Origin of the sequence: Lysinibacillus sp. NPDC096212, from assembly GCF_044763105.1 — a bacterium.
GTDB lineage: Bacteria > Bacillota > Bacilli > Bacillales_A > Planococcaceae > Lysinibacillus.
Window position 1 is genome coordinate 35,381 of record NZ_JBIWFQ010000026.1, and the last position, 24,525, is coordinate 59,905.

A 24,525-nucleotide genomic window follows, 5' to 3' on the forward strand; every position below is an offset into this window, starting at 1 on the left:
ACGTGATGGTTTTAGCCTTCGTTCCTCTTAATCGCTAATCCCCAAGGAGTCGCCCAGCCTCCACTCCAATCAACTTATATACATAGCATACGTTTTAACTAATGTCACTCACTATTTTTGGTGACAATTCCCATATTATCCAAAAATAAAAAGAGATTTTATAGATTCCCGTTCGCTTTATTATTGATAAACAAATGAAAAAGTACATTAGCGATATAGCTGCCAATGTACTCCTAAATATTTAAATTATCTATTAGTCTTTACTTTTTAATTTTAATTCTTCATAGCCCTTAATATTTAAGCTTAATTGTTTTTCTTTATTCCAAATACTATAAGGGTAAACTAAATTAACAAAAGTTTTCCCATCTTTCAATTCTATATTGGCTCCTCGTGCATAAAAGGACTCTCCCTTTTCATTTGTTAACGCCCATTCAAAAAATTGATTTTCATCCTCGGAAACGTCAACTATTAAAGATACATGCATAGAGCCATTCGTAAGGGTTGCTGATTGTAGTTGAATACCCTCAACAGCCTTTTCCGCTTCAAATGATTGTGTTACAACCTTCGTTGGTGTCAATGTAAATGGCCATTCTCCATTAATATGAACAATCCCTTTCTTTTCTGTAAAGAAATGAATTGTTTCAATTACTAATTGAGCGTTATCTAGAGAAGGCCATGCCTGGTCATTCGACTGTAATATTTGTTCTAAAATTATGGATTGGTCGGTTCCTTTCAGCATTCGCTCCTCAGTATTACCCGCTAAACCTTTTGAAGTAAGAGGCTTTGTATCTGAAACATGGGCATCAATTTCTTTTCCTTTAGAATCATATATACGATATTCAATACTTATATGCTGAATATCTCTTATATCCATGCTCTTTGGTAAAATCTTGAACTGTAGCCCTACACGATAGGCATCAGCAAATGTATTTTCAAGTGTGACCGTAACATCTTGTGAACTTTGCGATACCCCAGAGTATTGTACTTCTCCATTTTGACTAGCAAGTTCAATTCCAGCATCCTCCTGGAAACCTAGAAATGCTTTTAGTTTAGCCATCGCTGTATCATTAGACAAAATCACACCCGAAGCGAGAACTGCACATGCAGCCGCAGCTGAAATAGGCTTCAACCAACGTTTTTTTGTCTTTTTCTTTGATTTAGAGCGAATTTCTGTATAGGAACGATCAAAAGCTTTTTGCACAACTTCTGGTATTTCTTGTTCTCTATTCATTTCTTCATGTAAACGGTCGTCTAATGATTTTTTCATAGCAATTGTGCCCCCTCAACATAATAATTATTTTTCAGATATTGCTTCGCTCTAGAAATTCTCGACTTAATCGTCCCTTCTGATTCATGAAGAAATTCGCTTATTTCCTTTGTCGTGAGCCCATTCACATAATAAAGCGTTAAAGCAATGCGATAGCTCTCATCTAGACTTTCTAATGCCTCATCAAGCTCAAGTGAAATTTGATCTTGGTGTCGCAGTTCATGCAATGTCGTCACATCCAGTGGTACAGTACGTTGATCCTGCTTCATAAAGCGATAACAGTTATTTAAAAGTATTCGACAAATCCATGTATTAAAATATTTTGCTTCTTTTAGAGAATCTATTTTTTCAAACGCTGTCAGTATTGTATCCTGTAAAAGATCTGCAATGTCCTCATCTTTCAAGCCTAGTCGTTTTGCTGTCCGGTAAAGCGTTATTTCATATTGACGGATTAATTGTATAAACGCTTCTCCATCTCCCTTCTTTGCTTTTTTTACAAGAAACTCGGATCGCATATAATCACCTCTTTTTCTCTTTACATACCGTTAGAGCATTTTGATTGATAGTTAGTTGCATCGATTTTTATTTTATTACACTAAAAAAGCAACCGGCGAAATAACAGTCGGTCGCTACCTACTAATATAAATTTTAAATGAGAGGCTATTTAAAACAACTAACACTGTTTACACTCCGAAAATAGGTATTTCCGATCTGTTCTAACATCCACAAGGTTATCGAAAAACAAAAGGACTTTTATACTCTAATCTGTCACTTTTTAAGTAATAAGACTCTCAATTCATTATTGACATTCCTGCTTCAGTACATAATACTATACTTAAAATTTGAGTTTTCATAGGCATAAAGTTCCAATAAAACTCAGAGGAGGAAACTATTTGAAAAACAAAAGCATTAAGCGACGATTATTGTTTTTTACATTAAGTTTGCTGTTATTGTCATCTGTCATTAATTCCGTATTAGGTGTTTGGATTGTGGGCAAAAATAGTAAAGAAGTTTTAATTGAAAAAGCCAATGAACAGGTCTATGAAATCGCCAAGCAAGTTGAAACTATATTAAATTCTGAGAATGATCCCATCTCATCTTTACAAGATTTTGTGGAGTCAAAAGAAAAACAAGAGAATGTAACTTATGCTATTGTCATTGATACCAATGCAAAAGCAGTGGCGCATAGTGATAAAGGGAAATTAGGAAAAACATATGAGGATGCATACACAATCGATGGTGCCAAGCACGGAAAAAAGCAATTTACGAGATGGTATGCTGAAGTTCAAGGTATTTGGACATATGACATCATGGAACCTATATATAAAGATGGCAAGCTTTATGGCGTAATTGATATTGGGGTGCCTGAAAGCGGTATTCAATCTATTACAAACTCTGTACTAGGCTATCAGATTATTACAGGCATAGTGAGTTTTATCGTTATAGGTGCTTTAATGTGGTGGATTATTGGTCGCATTGTTACTGCCATTAAGAATCTTGAAAATATCATTCATCAAACTACTAGCTTAGACTTTACCGAAAATCCAGAATTAGAGAAGCTATTACATCATCAAGATGAAATTGGTCTTATGGCAAAAGGCATCTCTGGCATGCAATCGGCATTAAAGAATGTTACCGTCAATATACATAAAACTAGCTCCGAGCTATCAGATTCCTCAAAGATTCTTATTCAAATAGCAGAAGATACGGTACGTACGACTGATGAAATTAGCTCAGCCATTAATGAAGTAGCAAAGGCTACAGAAGAGCAAGCTCATGATACAGAAAAAAGTGCTGAACAATTAAATCAACTATCTGGAAACATTGATCGTGTTATTGAGCACACAGAGAAGATTGCTTCTATGACAGAGGATATTGATCATTTAAGTAATCAAGGTGTAGAAACCATCAATCAACTCTCTATTTGGTCAGAGAAAAATCGAGAATCTTCTCAACAGGTAAGCAACATTGTTCAAGAAGTAGATAAAACTTCATCTGATATATCAAGTATTGTTAATACAATTACAGACATCGCAACTCAAACTAATTTATTGGCTCTAAACGCTTCCATTGAGTCAGCTCGCGTCGGTGAAGCCGGTAAAGGTTTCGCAGTTGTCGCGGATGAAATCCGAAAATTATCGGAACAGACATCTAATGCTACTGAGGATATTAAGAATAAAATCTCTGCCATTCAGGATATTTCTAAAAGTGCTGTGCAGGAAATCAGTACGAGCCTTAGCATTGTCGAACAAAATGCAAAAGCTACAAAGGATACTAGCGAAATCTTTAATACAATAAAGGTAGCTCTAGACCAAACGAGTGGAGTGGCACAAGATGTGAAACATTTATCTCATGAGATGGATGAACGCAAGGAGCAAATCATTAGTGCCGTACAAAACATATCTGCTTCTGCAGTAGAAACCTCTGCTGGAACAGAACAAGTTTCCGCTTCCGCAAATGAACAGCTTAAAAGCATCGAGACTGTCTCTGAAAAAGCTAAAGACCTAAATGCTATTGCTGATGCTTTAAGAGACGAAATGAAAAAATTCACTATTTAATGTAAAAAAGCTGATTCAATTATGAATCAGCTTTTTTAGCACATATCTCTATATCAATTCACTTTCTTTGAGTAAATCATAGATGATTGTGTCTTTCGTTTTATGAATACCAAATTTACCTATTTGTTTTAAGATAAATGGAGCATCTACATCTGTTAATTTTTTACCATCAAGTAAGCGAGCAGTTGAAGATAATAAAGTACGAATGTCAAAAGTAGATGCAAATACTTCTGGAACGCCTCGATCAATATCTAATAATTGATAAACAGCTTCCATCGCTGTTCTTACTGAATATTCAGTTGTGAATACAGTATCTCTTTCTGTTTCACTAAAGTTCCCAATGAAGGCTAAGTTAGTAGATCCATTAGGGACAACTAAAGGACGATCTCCCATTGCTCTAGGCATGAAGTAAGATGTTATATAAGGCATGTAACATGGAATAGTATTACAAGAATTTTGCGCAATATCCGGTATTTCATCTACAGGTACACCCATATGGTACAACCACTCTTGCGCGATCTCAATTCCAGAACATTCCGTGATACTCTTTTTAATAAAATCACCTGGTTTATTTGATAGTAAACCATAAATCCAAACTACTAATTGGTCTTTTGGTTGATTTTTAAAATGCGGTTGTCGGTTCAACGTATAGCTTAGCATCCAATTAGAATCTGTAGCAGTTACAATACCACCCGTAACTACCTTGCCTGCATACGGATCTCTTTTACTGATTTTTTCAATATACGGAGCAACTCGATCATCCAATGTAGTAAGCGTTGCTGAAACAAACCAACTTTCTTCTGGAAGGTTATCGCAGAATTTTTCTGGTTTACCAAAATCAGAATCTTGGGAAGCGATGTTTTTCCAAAGTGACCAGCTTCCGCCTAAATCAGTACTTATAGGGGCCGGCGTATTATTGTCACCATAAGTTGTACTCTCCGTGATACTACCATTTGTTACAAACACTAATTCATTTTCTGTTAGCTCAATATTCTTTTTCACACCATTTTGTTTTAACACTAAAGTATGGGCTACTTTTTTATCGCCAACTTTATCAACTAAAACATTCTCTACAACAGTATTAAATTGGAAATCAACATTATAACTTTCCAAATATTTAATCATAGGAAGTACTAAAGATTCGTACTGATTATATTTTGTAAATTTCAAAGCAGATAAATCAGGTAGACCCCCAACATGATGAATGAAACGCATAATATAACGACGCATTTCCATTGCAGAATGCCATTTTTCAAAAGCAAACATCGTAGACCAATATAGCCAGAAATTCGATTCAAAGAACTCTTCAGAGAAAACATCTGTAATTTTTACATCCTCTAATTTCTCTTCAGGAATAAAGAATAATTTAATCATTTCCTCAGATGCTTTATCAGATAATGTAAACTTGCCATCATCCTCAAGTCTTTGTCCTCTATTTTCAATCAATCTACATTTCGAATAGTTAGGATCCTCTTTATTTAACCAATAAAATTCATCTAAAACAGAAGCGTTTTCTACTTCTAATGATGGGATTGAACGGAATAGATCCCATAGGCATTCAAAATGATCTTCCATTTCTCGACCACCGCGAATAATAAAGCCTCTTGTCGGATTTAAAATACCATCAAGGCTACCACCTGAGATATCTAGTTCTTCGAGAATATGAATATTCTCTCCCTTCATTTGACCATCACGAATTAAAAAACATGCGGCTGAAAGTGAAGCTAGCCCCGAACCAACAAGATACGCTGATTTCTCATCAACACCCACTGGTTTTTTAGGACGTGCAAAAGCCTCATAATTACCATTACTGTAATACATAGTACCGCCTCCATAAACTATTATCGTGATATAGCATACCATTATTTTGCAAGGTAATGGTAAAATGAGAGAGAAATTAACAAATAATTCAATTTTAAAGTTAAACTCTAAATATACTATACCCTATTATTTGACATAACAATTCATTGCATTTTTATAAATTATTCATCAATTTCTTTATATAAAAGGGTTTATGCAATACTTAAAAATTAGATTACCTTTGTTGCGATAACCTATAAAGGACTTGGATTATTGTATGATTTCCTTCTATAAGATTAATTATAAAGCTGTTAAAGTATAGAACCTTTTGAGGACAGCCATGCATAATTATTATAGTAAGAAAACAAAAAACGATGCTTCAAGGGCCACATTTTACAAGCACACTTTTGGTTTTTATTTTGATAGTCTCTATTCGAATTTATTATTATTTAAATAATTTAACTATCCACACTCCCCTCCTGAAATCCGCTTAATGGAAGCCTTATAAGCATATTCAAATATGTAAAAATAAACAAAATTAATATATTTTAAAAATAATGTTTGACAATCTTTTAGGGTGCTATGTAGAATAGGACAAGTGATTATGAGAATCATTATCAATTAAGGCGAACCTTTATTTTTTTTGCCTATAATTGAGAATGAATCTCACTTTAACGAATATATGTTGTTAGTTAGGATGGTAACGGATGGAAGCAAGCGCGAGGAGCATAGAACAACAAGAAACGAATATGAAAAAGATTAAGAGCAGACCGCTTATTGCTTCTATTATTTTAATAGTAGGTACGATTTTATTAGCTTTAAGTATGGGCATGTCCATTTCATTTGGGGCGGCAGATATTAGCTTAACGACTGTTTGGCAAGCTGTTTTTCAATTCGATGATTTACTTACACATCATAATGTCATCTGGGAGCTTCGTATTCCAAGAGCAATTGGAGGAGTAGTCGCTGGTGCGTTTCTAGCGGTATCCGGAGCAATTATGCAAGGTATGACACGAAACCCCCTTGCCTCGCCTTCTTTAATGGGTATTACAGATGGTGCGGTATTTGGAATTGCAATTACGTATGCATTTTTCCCTAATTCCCCTTACATAATGTTTGTTCTTGCTTCATTCATTGGTGCCGCATTTGGTGCAAGTATTGTATATGGTGTGGGTGCATCCTCACCTGGAGGGCTCACACCTGTGAAGTTAGCGTTAGCTGGTGCAGCGATTAGTGCACTGCTTGGGGCCATATCTTCTAGTATTGCACTTTATTTCAATCTTGCTCAAGAAGTGAGCATGTGGAATGCAGGAGGCGTTTCAGGTGTGAAATGGGTAAGTATTGATATGTTGCTACCGATAGGACTTGTTTGTCTTGTTATAGCGATTTTAATGTCGAGATACATTACCATCTTAAGTTTCGGCGAAGAAATTGCGATTGGGCTTGGACAAAATACAACCTTCATTAAATTTATTGGAACTGTACTTGTGCTCGTTTTAACGGGGTCAGCCGTATCTATGGCAGGTTCTGTCGGATTCGTTGGACTTGTTATCCCACATATGACGCGTTTTCTCGTCGGGTCCGATTATAGATGGGTCATTCCATGTTCAGCAGTATTAGGTGGTTTGTTAATAGAATGTGCAGATATGTTATCTCGTGTTATCAATCCTCCATTTGAAACGCCAATTGGTGCAATTACAGCTTTAATAGGTGTTCCATTCTTCCTTTACTTAGCTCGTAATGAAGGGAGAGGGAAAATATGAAGCAAAAAATCTTAACAAAAAAGAATATTTCAGTTTTAGCCATTTTAGCTTGCCTAATTGTGTCGGTATTCTTAATTAGCTTAAATACAGGGACGTTTAAAATACCACCAATAGATGTATTGAAATCGTTAATTGGGTTAGGAGCCGAAGATCAATCTGTCATTTTATTCGAATTTCGTATGCCTCGAATGGTTATCGCGATTTTAGTTGGTTCAGCGCTAGCGATATCAGGAGCTATCATGCAAGGCTTATCTAGAAATCCACTTGCTGACCCTGGAATTATCGGTATAAATGCTGGTGCTGGATTAACAGTTGTTGTTTTCGTCTATTTTTTCTTCGGGAAAGTTGGGACCGGTACGCTAATATCAGTTTTCATTCTTCCATTATTTGCGCTAGTTGGTGCTTTATTAGCAGCGGTTATTATTTATACGCTAGCTTGGAAGAACGGCGTTTCATCCACTCGTTTAATTCTTGTCGGTATTGCAGTTGCAGCAGGATTTAGTGCTGTTAGTTTAATCTTCTCGATGAAAATGACTTCAAATGATTTTCGCTTTGCAACTATTTGGTTAGCAGGGAGTTTATGGGGAACCGATTGGAAGTTTGTATTAAGCGTACTACCTTGGATGCTCATATTTCTACCCATTGCATTTTGCAAGGCACATGTATTGAATGTAATGAATTTAGGAGATGTAGCAGCGGTTGGCCTTGGTGTAAATGTAGAGAAGGAAAGACGTAAATTATTATTTATCGCCGTTTGTTTGGCTGGTGCATCGGTAGCTGTTGCCGGTGGCATTGGATTTATCGGATTAATGGCACCCCACCTGGCAAGACGTCTTGTTGGAGGAAAACATCAAATTATGTTACCTACAGCAGCATTGATTGGCACTTTTTTATTACTATTTGCAGATTTAATTTCAAGAAGTGTACTAACAACTTCAGAAATACCAGTCGGTCTTGTTATTTCTATTATTGGTGCACCCTATTTTATTTATTTACTTATGAGGACAAAGTAAAAGGAGTCTTTTTTGATGGTAACTTTAGCAGTTGATTCGGTATCCGTTGGCTATAATGAAGGATTAATAATAGATGGATTATCAGTGGCGATTCCCGAAGGAAAGATAACAACGATTATTGGACCAAATGGATGTGGGAAATCTACATTGTTAAAAACAACTTCTCGTATTTTAAAGGCAAAACAAGGGACTGTTTATCTTGATGGAAAGGCAATTGAAAAACAGTCAACAAAAGAAATTGCAAAGAAAATGGCGATTTTACCCCAGACTGCAGAAGTTCCAATGGGTCTTACTGTGTTTGAACTTGTTTCATATGGCCGCTTTCCACACCAAAATGGATTTGGAACACTGAAGGAAGAAGATTATCGCTACATCCATTGGGCACTTGAAGTGACAGGGATGACAGAGTTTTCCAACCGTTCAGCAGAAGCTTTATCAGGTGGCCAACGTCAACGAGTATGGATTGCAATGGCACTTGCTCAAGGAACGGACCTACTTGTATTAGATGAACCAACAACATACTTAGATATGGCTCACCAACTAGAAATTTTAAAGTTATTAAAAAAATTAAATGAAGAAGAAGGCCGTACGATCGTTATGGTCATTCATGATTTAAATCATGCTTCTCGTTTTTCTGATCATATGATTGCTTTAAAGGATGGTAAACTGATTCACCAAGGAACTCCAGATGAAGTAATGACAAGTGAGACACTTCGGAATGTGTTCGAAATTGAAGCACTAATCGTTTCATGCCCTGTAAACAGTAAGCCAATTTGTTTAACTTACGATTTGACAATAATTAATAATCTAGAACAGATAAAAGCATAAAAGAAGGAGCACTCTTCCTCTCTTAAATAGATAGAGAGAGCATTCTAATGGGCGTTGAGCTTCTCATTTTAGCTTGAGATGTTGAACACCCATTAGAATGCAGTGGGTCGCAAACAATTTATCCGGGAGGAACAAAAATATGAAGAAATTTAAACTAACATTACTAACAATGGTATTAGTTATTACATCTATACTATTTGCAGCTTGCTCTTCTGATAAAAAAGAAGAAAAACAAACAGACGCTAAAACAGAAGAACGTACAGTAGAACATGCCAAGGGGGAAATTAAAATCCCTGCTAATCCAAAGAAAATTGCTGACCTTAGTGGTTCAACAGAAGAGTTATTAATCTTTGGCATGAAACCAATCATTACTGCAAATACGTCTCAAGAAGAAATTGATCCACATATTGAAGATCAATTAAAAGATGTAAAACCGGTCGGCTCTGCTTGGGGTGACAAAATTAACATCGAAGCGGTGGCTGCTGCAAAACCAGATTTAATTCTTATAAATGATCGTCAAGAAAAAATTTATGATCAACTATCTAAAATTGCACCGACTGTTATGTTAAAAACTCCATTAGATCAATGGCGTCCAAAGTTTGAGGAACTAGGTAAAATCTTCGATAAAGAAAAAGAAACAAAAGAATGGTTCAAACAATATGACGAAAAGGCAAGCAAGTTACACGATAAAATCGTTGCTAAAACTGGTGATGCGAAGTTCATGAAAATGGCTGCATATCCAAATGCATTCCGTATATATGGTGACTATGGTTACGGTAGCGTACTCTTTAAAGATTTAAAATTACCAGCAGTTCCAGGTACACCAATGGATGAACCACTAGTACAAGTACAAAAAGAAGCTTTAATTGACTACAATCCAGATTACCTATTCGTATTTACAACAGGTGACGGTTCTCAACGCTTAAAAGAGTTCCAAGAAGAAACAATTTGGAAAAACATGAATGCTGTTAAGAACAACCACGTATTTATTATTAAAAATGATGCGGTCAATAAAGGCTACTTCCCTCTAGGTAAAGAAATGATTTTAGATGAAATTGCTGAATTTGTTCTAGGGAAATAATAACAATGAGAATCACCTTCGTAATATCGAAGGTGATTTTTTTAAAACTCGTTTAAGGATCTGATATAGTTGTTTAGTTATCGATTGGCGAATAATTCAACTTAGTTCCCTTATTTTATGAATCGTATAAATTGTTGCTCCCCAATTTGTAAAATCTCATCATTCATTAATATTATGTCAGTATCATCTTCCACAAGCTTTTCCCCATTTAAAGAAACGCCATTTTGTTTCATTAATCGCATAAACTCACTTTTACTTTTAATATATTCTTCAGCAATTAATGATGGAATAATATCTAGTACAGACTCTTTCCCTATTTCAATTAACATTGTGGGGATTTTATCAGGCAAAACCTCTCCTTCATTAACGCTCTTACCTACCCCCTTTTGAATCATCTTTAATTGTTCTTCTAGTTTTAAAAACATACAATACAACTCCTTTAATATTGAATTAATATTGCAAGTTCTATAAGAGTAAAAATCAATTTCGCCCTGGCGTAATTGCCGCTGACGCTTCGCTTTCGCGCAGAAAACATTTGCCGCTGACGCTTTGCTTTCGCTACAGATAAATTGCCACAGGATGTGACGTTCTTAGACTGGGCTCCTCTATAAAAGGAGTCACATCACGTTCATCTTACCACCCGCTTCTGCTGAATGAAGATAAAAAAACGCCCTTTAGGAATAAACCTAAAGGACGTGTTATGAACGTGTTACCACCTTAATTTAAGAGCTACTCACATAACTCTTCTCAATAGGTACGGCTAAATGCGATACCTTTGCATTGATTACGGATGCAAACCCGTCGTAGCCTACTAAAGTTCGGTACGCAGCTCCAAGATGAATTCATTTTAACTTTCCTTGCGCCTCTCATCAACCGGCTACTTTCTGTCAGTTCCATTAAAACTACTAGTTCTCTTCAACACTTTTACTCTTATACTCCAAATTGTTATCAACAATTTTTCGTTATGCAAATCTTGATAATTATTATAGTATATTTGTTTGAATTGTCAATAAATTATTTTTAACCTTTTAACCATAACGTGGGGTTGATTTCCGTTTCAGATGAGCACTTTCCAGGGGGGCGTCCAGCAGGGACGGAAATCAACTTATATTCACGGTATACGTTTTTAACATTTCATACCTTAATAAATTTGTTATATCGGAAGGCGAATCCTCAAAGTGTCGTCTGTTTCTAGATACAATTTATACTGCATAAGAGGTGTATCCTTGTTTAAATAAATTTCACTGCCGTTTCTACTAACTTCCTCAAACCCTAACTTTTCCATCATTCTTCTTGAACGAAAATTAGTTTCATGTGTTTCACCATAAAATGTTGTAATACCAAATTTCTCGAACGCATACTTTATGAACATGTGAGTTACGGTAGTTCCTATACCCTTCCCCCATAACTGACTTTCACCAATAGCAATACCTATTTCAGCACTGTCGCTTTGAATCTCTGCTAGATCTGCATAACCAATTAATCTGTCCTTATATTCAATTCCTAAGCGAATAAAATCCTTACGATTCAAATTCACACTGTACTGCCACCAACTAAATAATTCTTCTTCGTCTAAATTTTTTCTCCACCCATTGGCTTCGCAAAATTTCTCGTCCTTACTCCAACGAAGAACGAAATGATAATCATCATTTTTTAAAGTTCTAAAAATTAATTTTTTAGCATCCTCAAACATATTCGATTTTAACTCCTGCCCTTTTTTACACTCTATGATTTTGAAATATTCATGCTCTTATTATACAAAGAAAAAAATAAAATATGGTATATAAATCCAATTATTACCGTCTTTTTAAATGCTTTTAGTATTTATAAGGTTTAAAACAATGCAACTTAATTTGGACCTATACACATCGACAAATTATGACAAAAAAATATAATTCAGTTTGATATATTATTTTAGAAATCTATTATTCGAGGAAGTAGAAAATTAAGAATGGAGAATAGAACATGGAAACACAAGCTTACAAATACCCCAGACAAAAGATTAATGGGATATGGCTAATAATTGCTGGCATAGCAATGTTCTTATTATTAATAAAATATAACGGCTATCCAAATATTTGGCCATTTGCCATCGTTTATATACTAGGTATGGTTTGGCAATTAAGCCCTAAAACTCGAGAGAAATTAGCAGTCGGTCCTGGTACAGGCGGCCAAAAAAGGTGGTCTAATTTTTCAATTTTTTTATTAGCAATTTTAGTTTTTATTAGTTTTCAATTTTTCGCCGATGATTATAGAACTTGCTGGTTATTAATTATTTTAGCTGTTGGTGTTCATTTCTTACCTTTTATTCCGGTACATGGTAAATTAATGCTTTTTCTATCAATCAGTTTAATCATCAATGCGTTCATAGGATTAATGATTACTAACGTTAATCTAGATATCTTTTTTGTAATAGATGGTCTAATAAAGATTTTATTTGGTAGTATTTTTATTAAGCTCAGTCCTATTAATTTTTAAAAGAATTGAGGATTCTGTTTCACAGTGATCCTTCCAACAAATAAAAGAATCCATTTTGAAAAGAAGACTAATCAAAATGGATTCTTTTCTAATGTTTATGTAATCTTTCCTACATATAAACCCCCGTTTTTATTTGGTCTTCGCGTATTTTTATAGCTTTTGATTCTTTGGAAAAATAATTTCAAAACATGTTCCCACTCCAACTTCGCTCTGTACTTTTACTTTGCCATGATGTTTGTCAATAATCCAATTTGCAATAGCAATCCCTAGACCAGCTCCCGCTTCTTCTCAATAACGCCCAAAATGCGCTTGCAATTCTTGTGCTTGAAAAGGCTTAGTCAGGTAATCGTCTCCTCCAAAGTTGATGAAATTTACGAAATTAATCCCTTGTTATGAATTCGTGTTGATGATACTATATGAATATACAACATGAATATTCATATAAATAATTCATAAAGGAGGTATTCACCTTTGGCAAGAGGAAAAAAAGTTTTTTCAGAAGAAGATAAAATTATGATTAAAAGTAAATTGAAAGATGAGTGTATGGCTTTTTGGATTTCTCAAGGTTATAAAGAAACAAGTATTGGTGAATTATGCAAAAAAACAGCAATATCAACGGGTACTTTTTATAATTTTTATTCAAGTAAGGAAGAACTTTTTTTTGAAGTTTTGTACGACATTCAAGAAACTATTTATGGGAATTTTATTAAACGAATTGAACAATGCCCTGAAAAGTCCGGCTTTGAAACAGCAATAATCCAACTTTACTATGAATACGAAAGCAAACCATTTCTTTATGAAGTAAAAACAATCGATTTCACAGCATTTTATAGTAAGCTTTCGGAGGAAATGAAAGAAAAACTAATATTTGATAGTAGTAATCTTTTTCGTACTGCAATCAAACAAGCAAATCTTAAATTAAAAGTTCCGGAAAAGTTAGCATTTTCAACTTTCACCGTACTTCTTTCTAGTATTGCAAGTAAAGACGGAATATCAAAGAACTGTGACCATTTTGCTGCATTTCAATTTATGACTAAGCAGTTGGTAGCAAGTATCTTTGAGTAGAAGCTCTATTTCAAATATAAAATAGGAGGAGAGCAATGAGTTTATTTTGGAATATTATAGATTTTCTTAAAGAATCAACACCGTTCTTCATCGTGTTTAATATCATTGTAGCAATCGTCCTGCTCATCTCAGGGTTTATTTTATTATCCAAAAAGAATAGAGAACAGAGGACGAAAAAAGTTATCGGTATGGTTTGTTTATCAATTTCATCGTTATCTTTTTTGGGTGCCCTTTCCAATGCTATTTTTTCTTTCATTGTATTTAAAAATTAAGAGGAAAGAGGAATAAAAAGATGTTAGATAAATTACTTAACATTATGGATGCGGCTTGTAAATGGGGAAATAAAAATCTGGGGACCTCTATTCAATTCCCTAAACCAACAAACAAATCCATGGTATCCAGTGCTTTTTCAAGTGGAATTATTAGTAGCGCAATTCTGGTCTATGGGCTTATTTTCAACAAAAAATGGATTTTGTTATTTGGTGGACTTGGGATAATTAGTAGTGTTTTCATTTATCGACAAAGTGTAAAGAACGATTAAATAGTATGTATTAAAAAAGCACGAGAAATCAATTTTAGAAACATTGATTTCTCGCGCTTTTTTAATATGAAATTATATTATTGCTTTTCTAAAATAATTAAAAACATTTTATCTACTGCCATATTTTTAAGTAAAAGTGTTTTTATTGCTCACTAGGTTGTGTGGATGGCTTTAATAAGAACCAAACAATTACTAAAGTTACTAGTGCTAATATAAAAGTACTCATATAAATGAAATGTACACTTGAAGCTAATGCCTCTTGTGATTTGGTTACTATGTTTGCTGTAGTTCCTCCATGTCCACCAGAAGATACGAGATCAAGGTTTTTAATCCCCTGTGCATGAATCATCGTATTGAAAATTGCCCCGAAAACTGCAGCACCTAATGTTTGACTAAACGTATTGATAAATGTGTTTAAGCCAATTGCCGTCCCTCGCGTATGGGCTGGAACAGCTGATTGAATTGTTACCATATAAATAGGTACAATAAGCCCCATTCCTAAGCCGAATAATCCAACTGCAACATAAATAAGGAATGCTGGTGAATTTGTTGACAAAGTAAATAGTGAAAAGGCAGCAATTGAAAGAATACTAGCTCCAAGTAGAATGATTTGTTTCGTTTTTAAGTAATCAATTAATTTCCCAGAAAAAATAGTGCCAAATGTCCACATAACAGGAAGCGGCATTAAAACGAGTCCGGCCTCTGTCGCATTTTTTCCTAATACACCTTGGCTCCAAATCGGAAGATACATTGTAATACTAATAATCATTGCACCAGAAATAAGAGTTAATATGTTTATAATAGATAATGTACGATTAGAGAAAAGTGCTAGCGGAATTAATGGTTCCGGAGATTTTCTCTCAATGAATAAGAAAATAATGAATGCAACAGCTGCAAAGATTAAGAGGCTAACAATTGTAATGTCCTCCCAGTTTTGCTGACTGCTACCTGTTAATAACGCGTATAGTAGCGCGATTGTACTTAATGAAAATACCGTCGCTCCAAGATAGTCGATATGGTGCTTAGCAGGTTTAATAGATTCTTTATAATAAATTACAATCATTAAGCAAGCGATAATTCCAAATGGAACGTTTAAGAAGAAGATGTAGCGCCAAGAGAGAGAATCAACTAAAAATCCTCCAACTAATGGTCCGATTACACCAGAGACGCCCCAAACAGCACTAATCCAACCCTGTGCTTTTGCACGGTCTTTCACTTCGCTATATAAGTCACCCATGATTGTCATTGTTATTGGCAAAATAGCGCCAGCACCTAGACCTTGAAGGGCACGAAAGACGATGAGCTGTTCCATCGATGTAACAACACCGCAAAGTGCAGAGCCGACTAAAAATATTGTAGCTCCAATCAGTAAAACTTTTTTACGACCGAATAAATCAGCCAGTTTCCCGTATATTGGAGTCGAAACGGCTGTGGCTAGCATATAAATTGCATATACCCAACTAACAAGTTCGACGCCTGACAAATCACTCGTTATACGGGGGATTGCTGTACTAATAATTGTTCCTTCTACAGCAGAAAGAAATGTCATTAACATTAATGATAAAATAACTTTTTTTCTCATATTTTTCCCCTTTACTTCTATACAGATCAATTATGCTTCGTCATAATTGCGTCTGGAATTGGCTTTGGGCCAATAAATGTTTTTTGTGCGAAAGCGAAGCGGCAGCAACAAGTGTTTTTTGTGCGAAAGCGAAGCGGCAGCAACAAGTGTTTTTTGTGCGAAAGCGAAGCGGCAGCAACAAAAAATTTGTCTGTGCGAAAGAAGTTAAAATTATTCACTATATAGCTAAGTATATTTTTTTATTATCTATAAACAATATAGATAATCAATAAAGTACCTTTATTGCACTAACCTTCTTCGTTAGTTCAAGTACATTTTTTCACAAGATAAACATCAATTTTAACATAAATATACATTAAAAATCACCTCCAAGAATAACTAAAGAGGTGATTTTTATCAAACGTTATTACCAATTATCATTCTTTATTATTAACGAGCACACATGTTGCTTTGAAATCAATTGTCTCGGCATAATTGCGTCCGGAATCGATTTTGTGCTTACCTTTCAATCCTTAAATACTCGCCACATTTCCTCATATTTAACTTTAGCAGAGGTGGATTTTATTTAACCAAAAAGTGATCTTACTAGTGGTACCGCTCTAGCTTAAAAGCGCTAGACTAGACAATGCTCTCTTGAAAATGAAAAATCTCCTTACATATTTTCAAACTGAAATAAATCAACTATAATGGTATTCAAATGGTAGAAATACTAAATTACACCCATTTATCTTTATTTATACAAATCTACTATAAAGGAGAATGAAGATGAAAAAGAAGGTTTTATCCTTACTCATGGCCATAATAATGGTCCTATCAGTTAGCGTATCGGCATTTGCCGATGAAATGTCGCCACCAGCGACAAGAGGAGAAATCGTTAAAACCTTGTTGCTGGCAGCAGATGCTTATCAACCAGGAATTAATAAAGAATCCATTATGCAAGGCTCTAAAAACGAAGATTTAAGAGAGAATGAGCCGGCTAAGAAGATTGAAGCTTTAGTCATGTTGAGTAGAGCTTTCGGCGAATTACCAGAGCCTGTCGGAAATGATCTGCGCAGCGGAACATTTGATGTCGAGTTCACCGATGTACCAGCTTGGGCTAAGAAAGATATCGATAAACTTGCAAAAGCAGGCGTACTGACTGGCAAACCTGACGGCACATTAGGCGCAAATGACAATATTACGATCAATGAGTTCCAAAAAATTATCGCCAGAGTGTGGACGCTTAAAGGCTCCCATTTAAATGACGATTTTTATGAAGCAATCAATAAGGAATGGTTAAATAAATCGACAATTCCGGATGGAGAAATCATGGGCGGCGTATTTTCCGAGCTGCATAAGCAAAATAACGATAAAATAGAAAAAATAATAGATGAGCTCGTTGGCAAACAATTCGCAGAAGGAACAAAAGAACAGAAAATTACCGACTTCTATTCGACGGCGTTGGATAAGAAAAATAGAAATAAACAAGGGATTGAACCTATTCAAAAATATGTAAAGGCAATAGACGAGGCTAAAACGCTTGATGAACTTATTCAAGCTGATCTTACCCTGGAGAAGGATTCGGGTCAAAGCTCATTATTCAGCTTTGCAATCATGAACGATGCAAAGAACAGCAGTGAAAATGCTTTGTATTACGCTGGATTAGCTACAGGTCTGGATAAGAACAGCTTTGACACGGAAGACTCGAAAGCGAAAAAAGCCTATATTCAATATATGGCCAGACTTCTTGAGTTATCGGGCGAGAAAGAGTCTGCAGCGAAAGCACTTGCCGAGAATGTTTACGAAATGGAGAAAAGCTTAGCTTCCGTATCGCTTGAACCTCATGAACAAGGCGATGTCAATAAATACTATAATCCGTATACAATTGAACAATTCGATGACATGTTCAAAACAGTAGATATGAAACAAGTCTTGAAATCGATGAAAGTCGACAGTACTGATAAAGTGATCGTATTCGATGTGAAGCTGGCGCAAAAAGGTGCTGAACTCTTGACTGAAACTAATCTTAATGCGCTTAAAACTTACTCCAAAGTGCACCTGCTTATGGCAGCAGGCGGTTTGTTGTCAGATGATTTCGAAGATGCTGCCAAAGAGTTTGACGCAACGTTATATGGCGTTACAGGAGAAAAAACAGATAAGGAAGTCGCAGTAGCCAAGATAACTGGTACAATGGGCGGATATTTGGAGCAAATGTTTGCCGAGAAACATTTTTCACCAGAAGCTAAAAAAGATGTTGAGCAAATGGTAGAGAAGTTAATTGCTACGTATGAGGAGAGAATCAAAGCTCTTGATTGGATGTCAGAAACAACAAAAGCTAAAGCAATTAAAAAGCTGGATACGATGATTGTTAAGATCGGTTACCCAGATAAGTGGGATACGACATTAGATAAAGTAGCGATCAAGACATATGACGAAGGTGGTTCGCTGTTCTCTAATACCTTGACAGTAAACAAAGCATACATTGATAACGTGAAAGCCGAGCTAGGAAAACCGGTGGATAGGTTGCAATGGGGTACAAGCGTATATACCGTAAATGCTTTCTACAATCCTTTTAATAACGAAATTACGTTCCCTGCCGGTATTCTTCAAGCGCCTTTCTATGATATTAACGCTAAACCTGAAGCAAACTATGGTGCCATTGGCATGGTCATAGGCCATGAAATCAGCCATGCATTTGATAACAACGGATCAGCATACGACGAAAATGGAAATGCAAATAACTGGTGGACAGAAGAGGACTTTAAGAAATTCGAAGAGAAAAACCAGGAACTGATTGAGTTCTATAACGAAATTGAGATTATCCCGGGTGTGTTGAACGACGGTCAGCTTACACTAAGTGAGAATGTCGCTGATTTAGGTGGAATGGCGGCTTCACTACAAGTTGTATCCAAAATGAGTAATCCGGATTATAAAGCATATTTCGAAAACAATGCAGAAATATGGAAATCCACAACCACAAAAGAATTTGCAGCGTACCTGAGCAAAAACGATGTACATTCAGCCGCTAAAATTCGGGTTAATCGCACGATTGTGAACTTTCAGCAATTCTATGATACCTATGGAATTAAGCTTGGAGATGGCATGTATATAACTCCAGAAGATCGAGTATCCATCTGGTAAAAATCAAAGCAGATAGAGCTAATCCGATAGCTCTTACATCAGTGTATAAAGGCAAAGAGGCTATCCAGGAAGTCCTTTTTAGAGTAAATACACCGAAATCAAAAGCCCAAGAATGGTAATTTTACGGCATTCTTGGGCTTTGCTTTTTTTTCAGCCCTTCGATTGAAGGTTTCTAAATAATTTTTATAATATACCATAAAATGATAAAACAAAAATATACATTCTGTTTAGATTATACGTCAATTTAAAGGGAGGGAAATGAAAGACATGAAACATAAGATTGCTTTACTAGCAGATGTCCATGGGAATGCAAGTGCTTTAAAAGCAGTTATCGAAGATTCGATCAAAGAAGGTGTCACTGAATATTGGTTTTTAGGGGACTTAATCATGCCTGGGCCTGGGGCAAATGATTTATTTGAAATATTAGATAGTATTAAAGTTGCTACTTACGTTAAAGGAAATTGGGAAGACTGCTTCCTTGACGTACTGAATAAAGAGATTGACTTTGATAATGCTTCTGATATCTATATTTCTAGGTTAGTTCAGTATCAGTGTGAAAATTTAGATGAAAGCTATATTAATCTTATTAAGAGCTTACCATTACATTTAACAAGACAAGTTAATAATCTATCTATCAGCATTAGCCATAATTTACAAAATAAAAATTATGGAGGAGATTTATGGCCCACTAATGATCAGAAAAATTTTGATCAGTTATTTGAGCATGATTACGATATTGCGATTTATGCTCATACCCATCACCAATTGTTACGCTATAGTAGCAATGATCAGTTGATTATTAACCCAGGAACTGTAGGACAGCCCTTTTACAAATGGGGCAAGTTACATTCTGATCTACGTGCTCAGTATGCAATTCTTGAAATTGATGAGACAGGGATTGCAGAGGTGAGATTTAAAAAAATTCCCTATGATGTAGAAAAGGAATTAAACAACGCTATTCATAATAAACTCCCTTATATTGATTTATATCGAGAAATGCTAGAAACAGGAAAAACTCATACCCATGATATTGAGTTATTACAAAAGCTCAATGATCAATTTAACTATAAAGATGAGATAATTAATTTTTTCGAAAAAAATTATTGGGAATTTAAAGGGATAAAGTGAACCTCTTTCAACTAACGACAAATTAATTGGAATCACTCTAAATCCTTGATTTAACTGTATATAAAAAGCTGTCATTTTGAATAAAGATTGATCAAAATGACAGCTTTCTTTTATTTTTAATAACTGTTTTTATAAAAAGGATTGATTATTTTAATTCGCCTTACTCCACTAAAGCACCCGGTAGTTAAATAAAAGAAGTGCTGCCTGAACAACTTAATGATCTTCTACTAAAGACCTTGCTAATAACAAGTTAATTTATATCTCCAAGATAAACTGGTGAATTTTCACCATTTAAATATCCAATTATATATTTTCTTAACTCTTTTGGGTATAGCCTGTAATTTAATAAATCCTCAATACGAATCCACTCAACACCTACCTGATGATTATCAGGATTTGTTGGTTTTATTGGAGTTTCAGTTCTACTTACCTGACATAAAAAATAATATTCTATTTGGTGAACATCAAAATCAAATTCAGCGTATTCATGATTTTTTCCTATATACTCCCTGATATGTAATAATTCTTTGATATCTATATTAAGTCCAATTTCTTCAATACACTCTCTTTTTAAAGTGGTATGGAATGTTTCACCATGTTCTTGCCCTCCACCAGGACAAAGAAAAAAATACCCCTCGTCATCTTGGTTTTTAGTTAATAATATTTTTTCCCCATCCAAAATAATTGCCTTTACTGAGTTTCTAACTTTCATATCTTCCCTCATTTCTTTTTATATCCAAATTATAGCATTTGTTATTCAACTAAACTGCAGTGTTAGTTCAATAAGGAAAAAGATGGTTGCCTACGCAACTCAATAATCTTTAATTAACGCCCCCATTAGTTGAAGCTGAGGAGCCGGTTGAAAAATGCAGATTTACACCGTTACTAAATTGTCTATTTATACACGTTCCCTTATCCTGCGAATTCAATACCATCTTGGGAAAAGGAATATGAAGGAGTCTATAAAAGATGGCACAGGTTGTTGGTAATAACGTCAATCCTCTGCATCTTTCGAAATAAAAGAGCGTTACTTTTTGTTAACGGGTTCGGTTGAGATGTGCAAAACTCTAATTCACAACCTAATTAGCAAGGTAAAGTGTAAAAAGTTCTCTCTAAATATTCAGTAAAATAGCCATTTAATAATTATGATTAACGATATAGAATGGCAAGGGTTCCAAATTTAAACAATTTCCTCATTCAATTAAATGGCCCGATTGTTGAATAAGAAAAAATCCTGCTTTGATACAAAACTTTATTAAAATAATCAATTTTCATTTTAAATTATCGAACTTTGTTTTTAATGATCAATCTCTTCATAATAATTAGTTCTTTTTTTAATTTGAATTGTAAATCAATCAATGTAATAAAGGCTATTCAATTGTATATATTTTGTGTTCCATAATAAATAACCGTAAAAAAACCCTGATACAGCAACACACTGTACCAAGGTTTGTATTTCATGCTAAATCATCTTATTTACAAGATAATGTGATTATAAAGTATAACGAGATTAGTTATAATCACTCATGTATTCTGTTTAAGTAATCAGTATACAACTTTTTTGTCTAGTATACATCTTTATTGTAACTCAACATATTCTGTAGCTTTTGAATAAAGTTCGATTAAAAGTAAGTCGCAAACACTGATTTTATACAGAAAGAAACCAACTGTTTTGAAACAAAGTTTGATCAAAACAGTTGGTTCTTTATTTATCTAGTTTGGTTTTTATTGATTATTTCTGGATGCGAATCTTCAATTAAAGTGCCCGTTAAAATTAGCACTTCACCACAGAAAATGAAAGATAATTTAGTTCTTTCATGGGAGTTCAATAAGAAAAAAAGAGCTGCCTATGCAACTCAATGATCTTCAAGTAAACCCCATTAGTTTAAGAAGTTCTAAAGTAAAAAGGGAACAATTTCATTCCCTTTCACTTTAATTTATGCTTTCAGCTATTGTCATAAAGCTTTTAGTATTTTAAGACAAACACCATTAACAGATTATTACCATGATTGTTTATGGGGAAATGATAAGAGTTCAGTAAGCCCCTTCGTAAAGAGAATGCGTAAATACAAACAAAACCAGCAAAACACCTTTTCGGTGTCATACTGGTTTTGTTGAAGTACATCTTAAATTGTAGTTAGTTCAACTTGATTGCAAATTCCGAATTCGGCGCACCAGCAAATACAACCGTTCCGTTCTCCGGCAGTTTTACTTTGTTATTGCCGCTCACAACGGTAAAATTGATACATACACCCTTCTCATCATACACCGCAAACGAACTCTTCGATGGCAACGCTACGGTCATCGTTTTCCCTGTTACCACTTGCGGGATTGTAAACCATCTCGCATGACCATTTGCTTGTAGCGTAACTTTAGATGCTGGGCTTGCATCAAGCGGTTTTACGTTGGTTCCACTTACGTATAAAAATCCGGACATCTCCATATATTCATTTCCGCCTTCTGTATAGAAACGAGATTCCGTCGTATCACGGCCTGCCAACCCGGGGATCTGGAGCTGATGCGCAGCCGTGTTTGGGCCTGTAATTTTTCTGCCGTTCCAATAGCCCTCTAGACCATCATTGCGATTAATTTGTGTTGTAAGTAACACTGGTACGAGATATTGAGAAGAACTATATTTCTCGTTAACAAGATAGAACTTGACACCTTCCCGCTTTGCCCAGGCGGCAGTGGTTTCCTTCGATAGCACGTTGTCTTCTAGTTTCTCTGCTCCATAGTGATTCATCGCTACTTGCCCTAAGCCAGGCATCGATATAAATGTGCTCTCCCTCAAATATGTTCGTCTATTCTTCTCTGTGACGAAGTTGAGCTTGGAGGTACCTGTCTCATTAATAAAGCTTCCATTCGCAGTATATACATATTTTTCTTCTGGATTAGATGATAAGAACAGTTCCCCATTCTTCGTAATTTCTATTTTGAACTGACTTGAACTATTACCGTAAAAACCCGCTTTCCTCGCTACGTCTCGAGGTATCTTGGCCTTGACCGGCTTGTCAAAGGATCTGTTCGGCTTAATGTCCTTAATTGTGCCCTTCTCTTTAAGCGCAGTGAGCAGTAATTCAGTCGCCATCAGTTGATTTACAGAACTCCCGCCGCCGGATGACAACACAGCCGCTGCCATCTTCTGTTCCGGAAGCACGACCAGTGAAGCATGTTGTAAAAACGTATCTCCGCCCTTAGCCAAGCCCTTTATTCCATATTCACTGAATGGATATAGTTTCACACTATCCCAACCAAGACCATATTTGAAAATGTTGTCTTCATCCCCCGGCCACATTCCTTTTTTATATTCCTCTTGCTCCATCGCTTTGACTGCCTGATCAGAGAGGATCCCTTTTCCCTGTCCCATAAATAATTGTGAGAATCGCACCATATCCTCTGCCGTGGAAGAGATCCCTCCCGCCCCGATAATATTCACCGATTCAGTGGGAAGCTGCCCTTGGTACATTGGAAAATAAAGTCCAGCCCGCTTATCATCTTCCCATTTATCCTGCGGCGTTTTCGTATGATTTAGCTTTAAGGGTTCTGTAAACTGTTTATGTAGAAATTCGGTAAAGCTCAGGCCGCTGACTCTTTCCACCAAAATCTCAGCCAGCGTAAAGCCGTCGTTGCAGTATACCGAGAACGCGCCAGGATCCGCCTTCAAGTGCTGGTTGGACAATCGCTGCAACAAGTTATCATGGGCATAGGTATCATTATCTTTAAATAAAAATGCATTCCTATACTCAGTACCTTGTAAGCCGGAGGAGTGGTTCAACAGCATACGCGGCGTAATGCTTTTGTAACGCTCGTCTTTCATTTTGAAATCAGGAACATAGTGGACAACAGGAGCATCCAAATCAACTTTTCCTTCGTCGACCAATTTCATCACAGCCGCCGTTGCATACATTTTACTGACTGAACCAATCCCGTATAGGGTATCTTTGGTCAGCGTTTTCCCTTTCATATCGTTCTTACCTGCCTGACCCGACAAAATAATTTGGCCATTGTCAATTAGCGCATACTGCACGCTATTCGTCTCATACGACTTCGTGAGTAGCGCAGCCTTCTCTGCCGCAATCTTTTTTAGTTCTTGACTAGCTACTTCTTGGCTAGCTACAACCGTAGCCTGACTGCTAGAAAACGCCATCGCCCCTGTTGGTAAGCTCATCGTTAACGCTAATGTAGCGGCTAACACCCCAGATAGTTTATTTTTCATAAAAGAATTGCCTCCTTAGATAAGTGATTGATTTCATTGCTGTTATTTCGAACAAAGGTATCTCCTTGTTGTCTTTATTTAACAG

At 35.6% G+C, this 24,525-nt stretch carries 19 protein-coding genes, 2 pseudogenes and 1 other annotated feature; of the genes and pseudogenes, 11 read left to right on the forward strand and 10 right to left on the reverse strand.

Annotation, left to right across the window (positions count from 1 at the left end; translation table 11 throughout):
- Nucleotides 1–253: 253 nt before the first annotated feature.
- Nucleotides 254–1,267 (reverse strand): DUF4179 domain-containing protein, encoded by a 1,014-nt coding sequence (locus tag ACIQ7T_RS21200; RefSeq protein WP_370077320.1) that lies wholly within the window; start codon nucleotides 1,265–1,267, stop codon nucleotides 254–256.
- Complete coding sequence (locus ACIQ7T_RS21205) at nucleotides 1,264–1,782, reverse strand: RNA polymerase sigma factor (RefSeq protein ID WP_370077321.1); 519 nt, start codon at nucleotides 1,780–1,782, stop codon at nucleotides 1,264–1,266. The genes ACIQ7T_RS21200 and ACIQ7T_RS21205 overlap by 4 nt, the downstream gene beginning before the upstream one ends.
- A gap of 378 nt (nucleotides 1,783–2,160) precedes the next feature.
- Here ACIQ7T_RS21205 and ACIQ7T_RS21210 point away from each other — a divergent pair, with 378 nt between their 5' ends.
- Nucleotides 2,161–3,825 (forward strand): methyl-accepting chemotaxis protein, encoded by a 1,665-nt coding sequence (locus ACIQ7T_RS21210; protein WP_370077322.1) that lies wholly within the window; start codon nucleotides 2,161–2,163, stop codon nucleotides 3,823–3,825.
- 48 nt (nucleotides 3,826–3,873) lie between these two features.
- On the opposite strand, the gene ACIQ7T_RS21215 is transcribed toward ACIQ7T_RS21210, so the two are convergent.
- The gene (locus ACIQ7T_RS21215; RefSeq protein ID WP_370077323.1) at nucleotides 3,874–5,646 is read right to left on the reverse strand and encodes an oleate hydratase; all 1,773 of its coding nucleotides are present in this window, start codon (nucleotides 5,644–5,646) and stop codon (nucleotides 3,874–3,876) included.
- Between the two features lie 686 nt (nucleotides 5,647–6,332).
- Here ACIQ7T_RS21215 and ACIQ7T_RS21220 point away from each other — a divergent pair.
- The 4 genes from ACIQ7T_RS21220 to ACIQ7T_RS21235 all read left to right on the forward strand — a co-directional run bounded on the left by ACIQ7T_RS21220 (nucleotide 6,333) and on the right by ACIQ7T_RS21235 (nucleotide 10,310).
- Nucleotides 6,333–7,388, forward strand: coding sequence for a FecCD family ABC transporter permease (locus ACIQ7T_RS21220; protein WP_370077324.1), 1,056 nt, complete (start codon nucleotides 6,333–6,335; stop codon nucleotides 7,386–7,388).
- Entirely contained in the window at nucleotides 7,385–8,401 is a 1,017-nt protein-coding gene (locus ACIQ7T_RS21225) for a FecCD family ABC transporter permease (protein ID WP_402873303.1), read from the forward strand. The genes ACIQ7T_RS21220 and ACIQ7T_RS21225 overlap by 4 nt, the downstream gene beginning before the upstream one ends.
- 15 nt (nucleotides 8,402–8,416) lie before the next feature.
- Nucleotides 8,417–9,229 (forward strand): ABC transporter ATP-binding protein, encoded by an 813-nt coding sequence (locus ACIQ7T_RS21230; protein WP_370077326.1) that lies wholly within the window; start codon nucleotides 8,417–8,419, stop codon nucleotides 9,227–9,229.
- A gap of 139 nt (nucleotides 9,230–9,368) precedes the next feature.
- A complete protein-coding gene (locus ACIQ7T_RS21235; RefSeq protein ID WP_370077327.1) occupies nucleotides 9,369–10,310 on the forward strand; it encodes an ABC transporter substrate-binding protein in 942 nt (313 codons plus the stop codon).
- 110 nt (nucleotides 10,311–10,420) lie between these two features.
- On the opposite strand, the gene ACIQ7T_RS21240 is transcribed toward ACIQ7T_RS21235, so the two are convergent.
- Nucleotides 10,421–10,735: a hypothetical protein gene (locus ACIQ7T_RS21240; RefSeq protein ID WP_402873307.1), complete on the reverse strand. Its 315-nt coding sequence runs from the start codon at nucleotides 10,733–10,735 to the stop codon at nucleotides 10,421–10,423.
- A 261-nt stretch (nucleotides 10,736–10,996) separates the two neighbouring features.
- Nucleotides 10,997–11,238: a binding site (T-box leader), on the reverse strand.
- Nucleotides 11,239–11,463: 225 nt separating this feature from the next.
- The gene (locus ACIQ7T_RS21245; protein WP_370077329.1) at nucleotides 11,464–12,003 is read right to left on the reverse strand and encodes a GNAT family N-acetyltransferase; all 540 of its coding nucleotides are present in this window, start codon (nucleotides 12,001–12,003) and stop codon (nucleotides 11,464–11,466) included.
- Between the two features lie 272 nt (nucleotides 12,004–12,275).
- Here ACIQ7T_RS21245 and ACIQ7T_RS21250 point away from each other — a divergent pair, with 272 nt between their 5' ends.
- Complete coding sequence (locus tag ACIQ7T_RS21250; protein WP_370077330.1) at nucleotides 12,276–12,788, forward strand: DUF6609 family protein; 513 nt, start codon at nucleotides 12,276–12,278, stop codon at nucleotides 12,786–12,788.
- Nucleotides 12,789–12,938: 150 nt separating this feature from the next.
- On the opposite strand, the pseudogene ACIQ7T_RS21255 reads toward ACIQ7T_RS21250, so the two are convergent.
- Nucleotides 12,939–13,067: pseudogene (locus ACIQ7T_RS21255) on the reverse strand (ATP-binding protein); the annotation flags it as partial.
- Nucleotides 13,063–13,163, reverse strand: a pseudogene (locus ACIQ7T_RS21260) (response regulator transcription factor); the annotation flags it as partial. The pseudogenes ACIQ7T_RS21260 and ACIQ7T_RS21255, both read right to left, overlap by 5 nt.
- A gap of 96 nt (nucleotides 13,164–13,259) precedes the next feature.
- On the opposite strand from ACIQ7T_RS21260, the gene ACIQ7T_RS21265 reads away from it, so the two are divergent.
- From ACIQ7T_RS21265 to ACIQ7T_RS21275, 3 genes are read left to right on the forward strand one after another with little or no spacing between them, the layout of a single operon-like run.
- Entirely contained in the window at nucleotides 13,260–13,853 is a 594-nt protein-coding gene (locus ACIQ7T_RS21265) for a TetR/AcrR family transcriptional regulator (RefSeq protein ID WP_370077331.1), read from the forward strand.
- Between the two features lie 35 nt (nucleotides 13,854–13,888).
- Nucleotides 13,889–14,125, forward strand: a complete 237-nt coding sequence (locus ACIQ7T_RS21270; protein ID WP_370077332.1) for a hypothetical protein — start codon at nucleotides 13,889–13,891, stop codon at nucleotides 14,123–14,125.
- A 20-nt stretch (nucleotides 14,126–14,145) separates the two neighbouring features.
- Entirely contained in the window at nucleotides 14,146–14,394 is a 249-nt protein-coding gene (locus ACIQ7T_RS21275) for a hypothetical protein (protein ID WP_370077333.1), read from the forward strand.
- A 142-nt stretch (nucleotides 14,395–14,536) separates the two neighbouring features.
- On the opposite strand, the gene ACIQ7T_RS21280 is transcribed toward ACIQ7T_RS21275, so the two are convergent.
- Nucleotides 14,537–15,976, reverse strand: a complete 1,440-nt coding sequence (locus ACIQ7T_RS21280; RefSeq protein WP_402873313.1) for an MDR family MFS transporter — start codon at nucleotides 15,974–15,976, stop codon at nucleotides 14,537–14,539.
- A gap of 765 nt (nucleotides 15,977–16,741) precedes the next feature.
- On the opposite strand from ACIQ7T_RS21280, the gene ACIQ7T_RS21285 reads away from it, so the two are divergent.
- Complete coding sequence (locus ACIQ7T_RS21285) at nucleotides 16,742–19,096, forward strand: M13-type metalloendopeptidase (protein ID WP_402873316.1); 2,355 nt, start codon at nucleotides 16,742–16,744, stop codon at nucleotides 19,094–19,096.
- A gap of 267 nt (nucleotides 19,097–19,363) precedes the next feature.
- Nucleotides 19,364–20,224, forward strand: a complete 861-nt coding sequence (locus tag ACIQ7T_RS21290; protein ID WP_402873319.1) for a metallophosphoesterase family protein — start codon at nucleotides 19,364–19,366, stop codon at nucleotides 20,222–20,224.
- A gap of 250 nt (nucleotides 20,225–20,474) precedes the next feature.
- Here the strand turns inward: ACIQ7T_RS21290 and ACIQ7T_RS21295 are convergent, their stop codons facing one another.
- A complete protein-coding gene (locus ACIQ7T_RS21295; protein ID WP_370077337.1) occupies nucleotides 20,475–20,936 on the reverse strand; it encodes an NUDIX domain-containing protein in 462 nt (153 codons plus the stop codon).
- Nucleotides 20,937–22,361: 1,425 nt separating this feature from the next.
- The gene (locus ACIQ7T_RS21300) at nucleotides 22,362–24,440 is read right to left on the reverse strand and encodes a serine hydrolase domain-containing protein (protein ID WP_370077338.1); all 2,079 of its coding nucleotides are present in this window, start codon (nucleotides 24,438–24,440) and stop codon (nucleotides 22,362–22,364) included.
- Between the last annotated feature and the right edge of the window lie 85 nt (nucleotides 24,441–24,525).